The organism is Mycobacterium sp. 94-17 (assembly GCF_035617725.1).
In the GTDB taxonomy this organism is placed as follows: domain Bacteria; phylum Actinomycetota; class Actinomycetes; order Mycobacteriales; family Mycobacteriaceae; genus Mycobacterium.
On sequence record NZ_JAPIYN010000121.1, the window covers coordinates 1 to 251 of the forward strand.

Consider the following 251-nt stretch of genomic DNA (forward strand, 5'->3'; position numbering starts at 1 on the left):
GCGTGGGGTGGCCTGGCGTTGGATCGTCCGGTGTCGGCCGGGGCGTCGATTCCGGCGTTGTTCGCCGAGCAGGTGGCCCGTACGCCCGAGGCGCCCGCGTTGACGTGCGCGGGGCGGTCGTGGACGTATCGCGAGCTGGACGAGGCGTCCAACCGGTTCGCCCACCTGCTCACCGCCCATGGTGCGCGGGCGGGGCAGTGTGTGGCGCTGCTGTTGTCGCGGTCGGCGGAGGCGATTGTGGCGATCCTGGG

Annotated in this window: 1 pseudogene; it reads left to right on the forward strand. The window is 72.9% G+C overall.

Annotation, left to right across the window (positions count from 1 at the left end):
• Nucleotides 1–18: 18 nt before the first annotated feature.
• Nucleotides 19–251 (forward strand): annotated as a pseudogene (locus OQ789_RS25945) (AMP-binding protein); the annotation flags it as partial.